At 59.7% G+C, this 13,020-nt stretch carries 7 protein-coding genes; 1 reads left to right on the forward strand and 6 read right to left on the reverse strand.

The window, feature by feature from the left end; translation table 11 throughout:
• Positions 1–138: 138 nt before the first annotated feature.
• Entirely contained in the window at positions 139–1,413 is a 1,275-nt protein-coding gene (locus ON39_RS23260) for a DNA cytosine methyltransferase (protein ID WP_040737588.1), read from the reverse strand.
• A 182-nt stretch (positions 1,414–1,595) separates the two neighbouring features.
• Between ON39_RS23260 and ON39_RS23265 the strand changes: the two genes are divergently transcribed.
• Positions 1,596–1,994, forward strand: a complete 399-nt coding sequence (locus ON39_RS23265) for a very short patch repair endonuclease (RefSeq protein WP_246002954.1) — start codon at positions 1,596–1,598, stop codon at positions 1,992–1,994.
• 52 nt (positions 1,995–2,046) lie between these two features.
• On the opposite strand, the gene ON39_RS46770 is transcribed toward ON39_RS23265, so the two are convergent.
• The 5 genes from ON39_RS46770 to ON39_RS23285 all read right to left on the reverse strand — a co-directional run bounded on the left by ON39_RS46770 (position 2,047) and on the right by ON39_RS23285 (position 13,004).
• Positions 2,047–7,473 (reverse strand): DEAD/DEAH box helicase, encoded by a 5,427-nt coding sequence (locus ON39_RS46770; protein WP_063713387.1) that lies wholly within the window; start codon positions 7,471–7,473, stop codon positions 2,047–2,049.
• Between the two features lie 20 nt (positions 7,474–7,493).
• Positions 7,494–8,456, reverse strand: a complete 963-nt coding sequence (locus tag ON39_RS48950; protein WP_146251151.1) for a hypothetical protein — start codon at positions 8,454–8,456, stop codon at positions 7,494–7,496.
• A complete protein-coding gene (locus tag ON39_RS23275; protein WP_146251152.1) occupies positions 8,446–10,473 on the reverse strand; it encodes a hypothetical protein in 2,028 nt (675 codons plus the stop codon). The genes ON39_RS48950 and ON39_RS23275 overlap by 11 nt, the downstream gene beginning before the upstream one ends.
• Positions 10,474–10,672: 199 nt before the next feature.
• Positions 10,673–11,623, reverse strand: coding sequence for a NaeI family type II restriction endonuclease (locus ON39_RS23280; RefSeq protein ID WP_051186947.1), 951 nt, complete (start codon positions 11,621–11,623; stop codon positions 10,673–10,675).
• Between the two features lie 34 nt (positions 11,624–11,657).
• Entirely contained in the window at positions 11,658–13,004 is a 1,347-nt protein-coding gene (locus tag ON39_RS23285; protein WP_040737591.1) for a vWA domain-containing protein, read from the reverse strand.
• Between the last annotated feature and the right edge of the window lie 16 nt (positions 13,005–13,020).

Genomic DNA, 13,020 nt, shown 5'->3' on the forward strand with positions numbered 1-13,020 from the left:
CCGAGCAAGCGGAAGGCGGCCCACCGTGCTGCAACCAGTCTATCGACGGAAAACGTTCGCTAAACGATAACTCGCAGAGTGATCCGACGCAGACTCGCATGCCAGCCCTCATGTGCGCTCCACGTTGATCACAATCAGTCAACTCACTTTTGATACGTTTGCGCGAAAATATTCATGCCTGACGTGGTCTTCCTGACCCGTAAACGCCCGGAACTGACCGAGCTTGTAGGCCAGGCCGTTGCTTCGTTCGGATTTAATGATCTGGAAGTCGTGACTGAGTAGGCTGATCCGGCGGTCGATCTCCGGATCATCTAGCTTCAGCCCAGCCTTCCTTGCAATCTGATCCGATGTCAGAAAGTCTTCCTCCGCCTTGAGAACAAGGTAGATGGGATCAGTTGCCGAGGCGACATCGAGCTCACGTCGGGAAGTTTGCTGATGAAGCGCTGCCGCAATGGCAACACCGAGCGCTTTCGCCACCGGCGGAGGGAAGGCATTTCCGATTTGACGATACCGAGTGGTCTTGGCCCCTGTGAACTCCCACTTGAACTCGTCGTCGTCCCAGCCCTGGATCCTGGCAACCATCTCGGTCGTAAGTTTGGGACCAAATTCCGTCATCGGCCGAGTATCCGGATAGGGCGGGGCAACATCATGCACTCCGTAAGCGTCTACCCCCAGCGCCGCCCACATCCGTTTCGCACGAGTCGGACCGAGGTCTGCACCACCATGTTTCTTGGACCCGCCAACGATCGTCGGCGCAATACCTTTCGCCTGGTCAGCCCACTCATCCGCCCCTTCCCATCCACGAGCTTTCATCAGATCCCGTAGCGTCTCCCCCACGGACAAGGTGGATTCGACCTTCTCTGGCCAATGGAAGTAGGCGAAGTCATCGACACTCATTGCCACCAGGACGAAACGCGGTCGGAGCTGCGGCACTCCGTAGTCCGATGCCTGCAGTAGACGCCACTCCGCGGAGTATCCGAACTCGCGCAACCGATCCAGCACATGTTGCCGGTAGCCCGCGAACCTGGGCATGCTGAGACCGCGGACATTCTCCAGCAGGAGCGCACGAGGGCGGATGACACCCACCTGCTCAACCGCCCAGGCAAAGAGGTCACGTTCGTCGTCCGCGCCCAACTGCTTGCCCGCGATCGAAAACGGCGGACATGGCACCCCACCAGCGAAAAGGTCGATCTGAGGCCGGTCCGGGCCGGGGGCGTAGTCAGCCGGGTTCCAAACGCTGGGGTCGGCGACGTCGCCCTGAACAACCTTCCACTGAGGCCGATTGTGTTTCAGCGTGTTCACAGCGTTTGCGTCGAGCTCCACCGCTAGCTCGTGCTCGAACCCTGCACACTCGAGACCGAGCGCCTGTCCGCCCGCGCCAGCGCAGATCTCTATGGCACGAAGTTCTGTCACAGAAGTCCCTTTCGATGTGGTTGCCGGTACGCGGGCTCGTCTCGGCCAGTATCTTGCCCTACTGCCCGATCAGGTGTGCTACCGATGTTGACGTGACTGACAGCAAAGCAGCAAAGGCCCGCGAGCTGGCTCACGAGCGCGGACTGTACCCCGCCCCGCTCAATGAAGGGCGGTCCCGGAACATGAGAGCGAACCGCAGGTCGGAAACGAAGCCGGAAGTCACGCTGCGGAAAGCGCTGCACCGCATGGGATATCGCTACCGCAAGGACTTCCGCCTCGACGTCGGAGCGATCAAGGTACGTCCGGATATCGTCTTCACCGCACGCAAGGTCGCGGTGTTCGTCGACGGATGCTTCTGGCACGCATGCCCCGACCACGGGCGCCAGCCGACGACCAACGAATGGTACTGGGACCCGAAGCTCCGCAAGAATGTCGAGCGCGACCACAGGGTCAACGAGGCTCTCCACACAGCCGGCTGGCAGGTCGTTCGCCTGTGGGAACACGTAGAACTGGCGACCGCCGTTGCCATTGTGGTCGAGGCCCTCGACACCGGATCCGAACATATGAGCGATGCTAGGTGAAGGGGGCGACAAGATCGCTCGACACTCCGTTCACCCAGCTCGCGGATTCAGGTTATGGGCGCTCCACCGCCTCCATCAGTTCCAACACGGACGCAGGGTTCCGGTCCAACGCGAAGCTGTCGACTACAACGATCGGCATGCCACCAGTGCGCTGACCGAGCTCTGACAGGGCATGTGCGATCCTCGGGGACATCACGCCGGTGCTGCCTTCTTCCGCACCCTCCAGCGGATGGCGAACGAGCGCACCGAGTCGACGGCCCGCGACATCACGGTAGATCGCCGCGGCCACGGGTGCGCGCAAGTCATGGACCACGTCGCCACCTTGCCCTTCAGCCCATTTCTGCAGAACACGTCGCTCGTAGTCGATATTCGAGTTGAGCTGCTGGCCGTCTAAGAGAGCAAAGAGATCACGGGCGAGCCTCCAGTCCAACAACGCGTGATAGGACATATTTCCGTAATCCCGGAGGCAGCGGTAGCACGACGACGTGCATTGCATGCCGTGCTCACCGTTCGCGAGCTCATCCAAATAGCCTCGCACGTGCGCCAAGAACCTTGGATTCTCATTTACCGATCCAAGATGGCTACTGAACCCCGCACCATTCTCCAGTGAATCTGCGATGAATGCGAAGACTGACGGTTCACCTTGCTCAACGCCGGAATAAATACCAGCGGTCAATTCGGACGGTTGTATGTCTAGGTAAGAAGCTGCTGCCGTCCGGAGCAGAAACGCGAGCGAATACCAGGCAGCTCGCCTGCCTTCTGCCCGGTCCGGCGCACCAGATGGTTGCCGCGCCGTTTCGTTGATATTGAGCCGAACGCCCTTCGTCGTGTCAACGACATATGCACCTCCTACGAACAGCAGGTCCGTAGGCTGCACAGACCCCAGGGCAATGTGCACTTCTTCGCCAATTCCTGAATCCGGTGCTTGACCGCGCTCGATGGCTTCGACAGAAACGTAACCACCGTCCCAATATCTCCCTTGCCGCACCTTCCGGAAATGGAACAGCCGCCCTCCGCCGTCATTGATGATATAGCGATAGCCGGAACCCGAGTATGAAACTGTCTTATTTTGCGGGACCCGCACCAATTCATCGAGGTTAGTCATCACACGAGCCGAGGTTGTCTTGGAACTCCATGCGAAATTCCCGTCGAAATCGTGGGGCTGCCCTGCGGTGTACCCGAGTGGCTCACGCAGCGGGATAGTCTCGAACTTGCCGGGCTCAGCATTACAGCGAGGGCATCGGCCCGACTGCGGCTCACTGCCAACCGGCCGCTCTTGGAGATAAGAACAGCTACGGCATACGTCGATACTGCGGCAAGTCCCCAGCGGATCCGGCTCCGCCACAACCACCTGCCCCGCTTTACGATAGGCGGCAATTCCCGTTACCGGATATACAGCATCGTCGCGCACCAACTCGCTGGTCGGTGAAAACTGAGAAACAGCCATCGCAGAGTCACGATCAATAATATTCAGCGGCGGCCACGGATAAGGACCGGGCTTCGCAAGGTAGAGGTTCCGCACCTTTGTCGGAAACCCGAACATTGGCAACAACCCATGTTCCGCCAGACGCTGACTGAGATCTCGTCCTCCCGGCTTCTTCGCTGCCTCTTCGATTCCAAGAAGAAGCTCGCCCTGACAGTAGTGAACATATCTATCTATGTCACTGATGCCAGTCCGATCCGAAAGGGCCGTGATTACAGCCCGGAGTTCCCCTGTCTTGCCCCCCAGCCATGTCCGGACATAATCACTCACGATCGGCCATTCATCTGCCAAACCGAACTGCCCGTGGACGCTCGTGCCGACTCCAGTATAGGAATCTAGCGCGTTGAACCCATCCGCTAGCGCATCGAATGCCATGCGCAATACTTCCGCCGCCAGCGCGCGGCGGAAAATCGTATCCTGATCGAGTGAAAGATATGGTGGCGGAGTCGGATCGTTGGTAATTCGCGCCGGCCGTTCGAAATAGTACTCGTCGTGACTGCGCCCACGACATACGGTCATCGCCACAGCAACTGGAGATTCCCGCCGCCCGGCACGCCCCACCCGCTGCTGATAGTTGAATCGACTAGGCGGCATATTCCCCAAGACGACGGCCTCCAGCGATCCGATATCAACGCCGGCCTCCATTGTCGTCGTAACGGACAGAAGGTCGACACAGTCCGGCAACGGATGCTCATCGCTGTCGAGAAACACCCCTTGAAAGCGCGCTTGCCGCGACTGAGCATCGAGCCGATCAGTCTGGCCCGTCAGCTCGACAGCGTTCATACGGAACCGGCCGATCGACTGCGCCGCGCGCCATCCGTAATAGTCGGCAGCAACCTGCACGGGTTCCGGATCAGCAGGCAGATCTCGAAGGCACCGGGTGCAGATCCCGGCACCTCGATGCAAGTGTGGGCGTCTGCACATCCCGCACACCCACCAAGTTGCACCAGCTGGATGCAGAACTGTCCTTTTGTCATCGATCACATAATCAATCACACCGCTTTCACGCCAATATCCACGGACTCGGTCTGCTACATCATCGAGCTCCAGCGAATGCGTTCTAGCCACCTGCGCCCAGAACTTTTTCAATCGGCCGGGAGGGTTCACCGCCCCGTCCCGCATCTCTCTGAAACGGCGCATGTCCCCGAGGACACGCAAGCTCGACCGAGCCATCGCCAGATCGGATGAGGGTGCCACCTCAAGGGAACCGGTATCGGTATCCAGCGCCATCCAACCCAACCCGAGAGACTCGAAGTCGCGACCTGCCCCGGAAAACAACCCCTCAAGTACCTCGTTACGAAGCTGGAGATCGATTCCGTTCAGCAAACTCTCCTCAGAGGACTCGAGCGCACCTCTGATATGCGGCACACCTTGCGATGACCAGTCATACAACTTCGACCATCGCGTGGGCCTGCGATGGCGATCACGCTTGTCCGGGCTGGGCGCAAGCTTCGTCTCGGCCAACGATCGTTTCGGACTACCCGGGTTCATACCGAGCGTCAAGAGTTTGTCCCGGACCTCTTGCCGCAATGAGTTCAGCGACGCCGGTCCGGTGAAACGCCCGATAAGCGTGCCGATCTCGCCATCCGTCGCCTCATCGAGTCCCGACCAGATAGCACCCAATCGCGACAGCGTGCCTTCATCCAGTTCTCGCAGTTTCCGAACGGCGTCCTTGGCCTCCTCATCACGATCGCCGTCGGCAAACCAGCGCTTCGCCGCGTCAACTTGGTCAGCCGCTCCTCCCGCCGCGTTCAGCGACTCGTGGATAAGAGTGCGAACGAGATCTTGATAGTGCCGCAACGCGATACCCGATGAAAGTTTCGCAGCGTCCTGCCGGGAATCCGTAAAGACAATCAGCTTTCTTTCATCTTCCGGCAACCTTTCAGCCAGTTCGGTGATCAAAACCTGGTTTATCTTCTCGAAGCCGGTTCGCATTGTCCGAATGGGCGACCGAAGACGAAGGGGATCAGTCAGGGAAAGCGTTCGCCCTCGCATCTGCTTGATTTGCCAATCATCACCACAGTTCGGACATTTTGTAGGCATCCCAGGAATTTGGGAAGCATCCCGCACCACATTTGCAGACGCTCTCCGCGGCTTCTTAACCAGAGCCCGGAAGAACCATCCCGTGTGCCCTTGCCTTACCGCTCTTATCTCGCCGTTTTCTGGCGATAGAATGCTCCTGAAGAAGCTGAACTGGACGTTCTCGGCAGTCCATTCCAGCCCAGTGTCATCCAGTTCTGGAGTCTTGGTGCGGGGCCAAAATACAAGATAGTTGTCTGCAGAGCGATCATTGGAAACCCGGTCAGGCATCTTTTCGAGGTCGGGAATGTCCGCGAGAAGTGACGTGCAGACCACTCTTTCCTGCGTCGCGGACTTAGTGGTGAAACCTCCGAGAAACACATCACCGCAGTTCTGACAGTACAGGAGCTCAAGGACTCGAGACCCGCAGTCGCAACGAATTCGCGGCTCAGCGAATAATTTGCCTACAGTCCGTTCTGAGCTAGCGGCACACTTTATGGGGATCGCCCCACAGTTGCTGTCTGTACACGCCCATATGCCTGGAACGTTGCGAAAGAACATATGGCTCCGCAGACGTGGCCAGCGCGAACCTGCCTCCGCATTAGCCTGCGCGAGCAATTTATGCACTGCTGCAATCTGGTCGATCTCAGAAAGATGGGAAAATAATATCTTGCCGAGGGAGAGCTCATCCTTGGCTGAGGCGCGCTCGCCGAGCGTGCCATCCTCCCCTACCCAAAAGGAATTTTCCAGCGCCGCTCCAGGGTTTGCATTCACATCCAAAGTTGCGGTATCGGGACGACGTAAATCTCCATCGAGGAACTCGAAGCTGCCGGCATCAACTCCGAAGAATTGCTCCAGGTAGGCGCGGTCACGTTCACTGTCCAGCGATGCCGACGCCGCCAGGACGCGCAGCTTCTCCGGGCGCCCGGCGATCCCCAGTCGATGTTTGAGATTCCTGATCAGCAGCGCCACCTCGGTGCCTGCGGTACCACGGTACATGTGCAGTTCATCGACGACAAGAGTGAACCGATGGGAGGGGTCAGAGAACAACCATTCCCGCGTTGATTCGAAGAACCGTGCGTCTCGTTCACGGAGTAGCATAATGTTGAGCATCGAATAGTTCGTGATGAGGATGTCAGGTGGCGCTTCTGCCATGTCCCACCTCGACACCATCTCGGCGCCGTCGAGCCGCGGCACAAAGTACCGTTGCGCTTTGTCATCGGACTTCGCTGCTTGCTCTGCGAGTTTCTCGGTTTCTCGCAGATAGCGCACCAACTCCTGCACTGCCAGGTTGCTGGCGGGGGAACCGGTAACGGGGGTGGCACTCGTGTACCGGCCGAAGTAGAAGCGATGCCCGTGCCGGTTCCGAGCCATCCAGTCACGAACCGCATCACTGTCGAGCGCTTCCCTCAAGCGGATCAGTTGATCGTCAACGAGCGCATTCATCGGATACAGGATCATCGTCCGCACCGCGGCTCGACGGCCAGATTCACCCTTTCGAAGAGGAACGAACGAAGGTGCGGCCGAATCCCACCACCGCACCGGCATAGCTGTTCCGCTCCCCTGCCACCTTCGAGACTCCTCGACCAGTGCGGCCAGTACCGGCAGCAAGAACGATTCCGTCTTGCCAGATCCGGTACCGGCCGTAATTACCACGTTGCGCTGTGCTGTTGTGCCCGCAATCAGGGATTTTTCTTGGTGGGTGTACAGCTGTCGCCCGGGCGGTATCAAGCCAGCGGCGAACAGCTCAGCGCATTCGCGTGGCAAACCTGCCAACTGCACGGACTCTGCGAGACTTCGGTCGGCTGTGCGGTATTGCGGTCGGACTTCGATGAGCGGGCGCTGGTAGACACCACCTGGGCGGTCAAGCAACGCTCTGCGTTCATTTTGTAGTTGCTCGTCAGCGAGACCGAAGGGCGAATCGTAGTAGCGGAAGAATGCGTCGCGCAACGATTCAAAAGTACCGATAGCATCCATTTTCACCGTCTTAGCGTCACTCAATTCACTACCCCTATTTCACTCTGCATTACTGTATCCTTCTGACAATGCCCCAACGAGGACGCGATAGTCTGTGCTATCTCGAGCGGAATATTGTGATATCTGATGCTGCCGCCCCGTATCCTCGATACATACGGCGGTAATCCTGAGCACAATCCCGCAACTCGCCGCTGTGCATCCGGGAGATCGACTGCCTTGTCGACCAGAAGGCTACCCATTTGCCCCGAAGGAAGACTCAGCTCTGGCACCCAGCGAATGAGTTGGTAGGCCGGTGCTGTCACAAGATAGATTCCGGCTGAACGTTCGGTACGAAACCATTGATCGTTGCGGAATATCATGTAACGGGGAAACTTATTGACTTCCTGCTTATACAGACCGGCAATCCATGGGTCATTGTCCGGATAGCTGCAGAACTTCCCGTCTCCAGGTTTCCACCTTTCGATCAGTCCGCCACTTCGCGATGGAGGAACGGTCTCCTCGCCAGGAGAAACACGCACGAGTTGCTGTGCAAGCTGACGGTACACACCCGAAGCGAGGCGTACACCCAGCCGGTCTGAGGCCGAAGAAAGTTCACGAAAAGTCCGATAGGCCACGAATATCGAGGAAGGGCTTGGCAAGTCCTTCTCTGACCCAGTCCCCGGCACCTCTACGAGAACGGGGTCGTCCAGGTCACGGGCACGTGCTAGCTCAGATGTCAGCCGCTGATGCCGCGCGCCTACCAGGAGTGCGTACCCGTATCCTCCCGGAATAGTAGTGAGTGACGGATCAGCGATCACCCATTCATCGCGCCCCCAATCGACGTCAACGAACCCCATAGTGACCAGGTTTTGAATCCAGCGATCGACGGCCTTTCGCCCCTGCGTCGACTCGTCCTCGGCGAACCAGCGGATATCCTTTCGGAGTCTGCTCAGACGTCCTCCGCGAACCTCACTCATCCACCGAATCGCGATGTCAGCGTCCATGAGTTGTCCAGGCAGCGAGGTAGTCGGCTATCGGTGAAGTGCACCGGACCGAAGGTCCGGTCAGGCCAATCAGTTTCCACAACGCCGCTGAATCCTCATCCAGATGTTGGAATTCAGGAGCATGAGTGGAAACCGGCACGATACTAAGAACTTGTTGCCGTAGTACTTTGACTAGGAACACAACGTCGCTGCTGAGAACAGGCTGATAGCTCAGCGGCGGACCAAGTCCGCATTCCTCCAACCACCGGGGAGCAACGGGCTCTTCCACTCTCTCGGCATGACCGCGGAAGTCGACTGCCCAGACCTCCGTGTGACGACCACGGGCGATCAGGCCGGGCTCTACCGTCGAGTCACTGCCTACCTTCGCCGACCATGAGGTCATAGCAGGCTCCCGGGAAGCGGGCGCCATTCCGAAATTGGGTACGCTTTCACAGATGTGGAAGACCAGAACATGACCATCGACGGTTAGCCGGTGTTCACCTGGCTCAAGTAGTTGGTTGGCACGCAGTTTGATTGGAAAATCGCTGGTCAGCAACCGAGTGCATTCACCATCAAGGCAGGCTACGACAGACCGGGCCTCGGCGCCGACTGGTAGTAGTAAATCCGGCTCGCCACCAGTGATATATGTATTGCTGCGACCAAACGGAACCGGTAGCTTGAGTCCGTTCACCAGTCGCGGGACAGGCGGATGATCCGGCCTGAGTTCGCTGATCAACGATCGGCCCATCGCAGCGATCGCCTTCTCCAAGGCGATCTTCGAGAAGACACAGTCACGATAGATCAACCATCCGGGAACCAGATTGTTGTCGACCCCGAGCCAGCTCATAGGTAACCGCTCGTGTGGATTGATAGCTGCCGCAGCCCGCAGGAAGGACTCGACTTCGGCCTTGCGGGATGGAGTAACTACCAGCAGGTGTTCCTCGGCAGGTTCGAGGCCCTGCGCTTCGATCCACATTGCCGCCCGTGGATCCTCCACCAGCACGTAGACTTCCTTCGGCTTATGCATTGCGACGGACGTTTCGCCTGTCGCCTTAAAGCGGGTTCCGACGGAATCCATAACCGGCGGCAACGACCCTGTCAGGTCGAACAGGTCGCTGTAGTCCGGCTCGGAGATCAGGACCACCCTGCCATCGGTGAACTCGAGCAAGTCTTCAGGTAGCCCCTGGCGCCACCGGATCTGCCATGAAGCCCTCCACTCAACCAAGTCGAGCCCTAACAGAATCGGCAACCATCGCCGTCCGCTAGCGCTGACCACATTTCCATCCCACGTCCGTGCCGTCTGCATGAGAACCGGAAGGAGCTGACCATCTGGTTCCGGGTCGTGTAAGGCCTTGACGAAGGGGCGGCTGAATCCTCGATCCCGTGCGCACCAGAAGCGCAATGCACTCAACATTTGCTCTTCGCTAGGTACTGCATCCGCCCTCAGGTCTATGGCGGCAAAGAACGAAGTCAATCGCGCACGGTCGGACCGCCTGATGAGCGCCTGCGACGTCGAGTGGCCGATCTTTGTGAAGTGCTTATGATTCCGAGCGGTCAGGACGCCCAGCGCCGGCTGCGACGACACCCAAATCGCTAGTTCTTCCCACATCCTCTGTATCACGTCGAAACTGGCTTGTACATATTTCGTGTCGACTGTGGTGTTCGCAGCCACAAGAAGGTCATCGAGCCTGGCGTAGTAGGCGTTCGGGGAGATCTCGTTGTCACGTCCCATCTCCGATGCGGCAAGCACTGTGAGCGCCAGCAGCGGCAGATACGGCGGCGGCTCAAGCTGAAATGCTGGCCCCCCGCTCGCCTCCGCCAGCAGCTGCCCGAAAAGTTGGGACGGGCGTCCGAAATCGAGCTTCGAAACAACTGCGCGTGTCAGCGAGAGCGCCGGGTCTTCCTGATCGGCACCGAAGCTTCGGTCCAATTCTTCACGGTCGATGAACAGTGTTATCGGCGCGGGCGCAGGGCCTGGCGTCAAGTATCTTTTCACGAGTCGCGCCTGCCACTCGAGGTATGTCCACCATGTACTCATCGATGCCCCCTGCACCATCAGACGTTGTTGGTCTGACTATCGCCGCACCACACCAACTGTTTCAACCAAATTCAGCGACGTTGCCCAGCTACACGATTCTCAGATTCTGCCTCATGTTCATCAGGCCCCTGGCGCCCCACAGGACATGGTTCCACAATTCAGCTGCCTAGACTCAGCACTCAATCGAAACAGTGATGCCTCACTCTTCCCGTGTGCCTCGCTCGGGAAGAACCGGAGCGGCAGAACTCGGCTCGCCATCCTGCGCCCGCCGCCACCGACCGCCGCCGATCAGTACATCCTTCTCGCCACCGGGTACAACACGCACCGAAATATAGTGTTTGCTGTCCGGAACCGGGACACCGAGCAACTCAGCCAGGTGCGCGTGGTAGCTACTGAGAATGACGTAACCCTCGGGCTTGAGCGCAGTCCGTGCTCCCCCGCTGGCCCGCACTCGCTTCTGGTCATCGAGCTGCTGGGCGACTGTACGAACAGCGTTGCGGTGCACCAACTTTCCCTCGGTTGACCGGAATAGCCGGTTAACTCGCTGTGTTCCGAAAGGACTGTCGAAGATATCGGCAACGACATGGTCGGGCAGCTGCAGCAGAATGCTGGCCGGCATAGGCTGGGCGCGCCACAACCACCGCACCGCGTCACGCCCGCGGGAGTTCAGTGCGCTCTTCTTGTCTCGATTCGTGCCTTCCCTGCGATACTCAGACCGTACGCGCACCAGTCCGAGTGAGAACTGGGCTTCCGGATCGCTGGCTGTGGCGACGAGCGCGAGCTCGTCGAACACCTCCGGAGGCAACATCCACTTGCCGTCGTCCTGGCTCCACTTCGCATCAACCTGATGGCCGGCAATGCGATAGTCGGTGGTGTCACCATCGTTGAAGCCGAACTCCCGTTGCGCATTGATCTCGAACACGGTGCCGAAGTGTGTCTTCTCTGTCTTCATCAGCTCTGACCAGCGAAAACGGCCGGTTTCCGGGCCGTTGTAGATCATGTCGTAAGTATGACGAAAGACCTCCCCCCACCTCGTTCCGTCAGGATCCAACTGCAGGATTTCGTCGGCCACTGCTTCGAGCGCCGGATCGGAGTCATCTGACAAGAAGCTTGGGTCGGATTCGTCAGGTTGACCGAAGAGAGGCAGCATATTTGAAACGTACCTGCACCGAACACAGCAATCTTCAGTTCGGAAGCAATCGGCCGACGACCTCGGCGAGTTGCTTGACGTTGCGGCACTCGTGCATCGTCACGTACTCGGCGTAGAGGTGGGCGGCGGAGTCGCCGGTGGGCCAGGAGCGGGAGGGTTCGGGGTTCAGCCAGTAGGCGTGTTTGGCTCTGTCGCAGAGGGTTTGGAGGGCGGGGAGGTTGGGGTCGGTGCGGTTGGTGCGGGCGTCGCCGAGGATCAGGAGGGAGGTTCGGGGGCCTAGGGCGTCTAGGTGATGGTCGAGGAAGCCCTGTAGGGCTTCGCCGTAGTTGCTGCTGCCGTAGCGGGCGACGTTGGCCTCGCGGGCGATCCGGGCCGCCAGACCTGGGGACGGGGGTTCGCCGGGGGTGAAGAAGTCGGTGATTTCGTCGCAGGTGTCTATGAAGCCGAAGCTGCGGACCTTGGTGAACTGGTCTTGGAGGGCCTGGATCAGTTGGAGGGTGAATTCGGCGAAGCCGGTTACGGAGCCGGAGAGGTCGGCCAGGACTACCAGGTCGGGGCGGCCGTGTTTGCGGGCGCGGAGGACGGGGGCGATGGGGACGCCGCCGGTGGCCATGGAGCGGCGGAGGGTGCGGCGCATGTCGATGTGGCCGCGGACGGATTTGCGGCGGCGGGCTGCTAGGCGGGTGGCCAGTTTGCGGGCCAAAGGGTGGACGAGGCGGCGCATTTCGGCTAGGTCCTGTTCGCGGGCGCCGAGGAAGTCGATCTGGTCGGGGCTGGATTGGACGCCGCGGCGGGCGATGTACTCGGTGCCGCGGAGTTGGGCGGAGCGCAGGCGGGCCTCGGTTTGGACGGCGGTGCGGAATTCGGTGAGGCGGCGGTTGGCTTCGATGGTGCGGACGGCGGTGTCGAGTTCGGTGGGGCCGACCGCGATCCGCTCGATGAGTTCTTCTGGGCGTAGGGCTTTCATGGTTTGGTAGGCGGACCAGCCTGCGCCGGAAGCGGTGGTCACGGGCGTCTCGGATCGGCCGGTGCCCGCTCCCCCGTAGGCGCCGAGTTGGGTCAGGGCTTGGCGGGCGAGGTCGGCGGTGGTGGGGTCATCCTCGGTGAGGGCGGCGGTCAGGCGATCACGCAGCGACTCAACGGATTCCGTAGCTGCGGGCGGCTGCTCGACGGTCAGGAAGTAGAGATCGAAGAGTTGGTTGAAGACGGCGCGTTGGCCATTGCGGCGCAGCAGGCAGGCGGCCATTCCGGAGCGCAGGCGGGCACGGTCGGACAGGCCGAGGGCGAGCATGGCCGATGCGGCGTCGAGGGTTTCGCTGGGGCCGGCGGCGATGCCGTGGTCGCGCAGGAGGCCGACGAACTCGACGAGACGGTCGGTCATCGAGTCGGCAGGTTGC

Origin of the sequence: Nocardia tenerifensis NBRC 101015 (assembly GCF_000308715.1) — a bacterium.
GTDB lineage: Bacteria > Actinomycetota > Actinomycetes > Mycobacteriales > Mycobacteriaceae > Nocardia > Nocardia tenerifensis.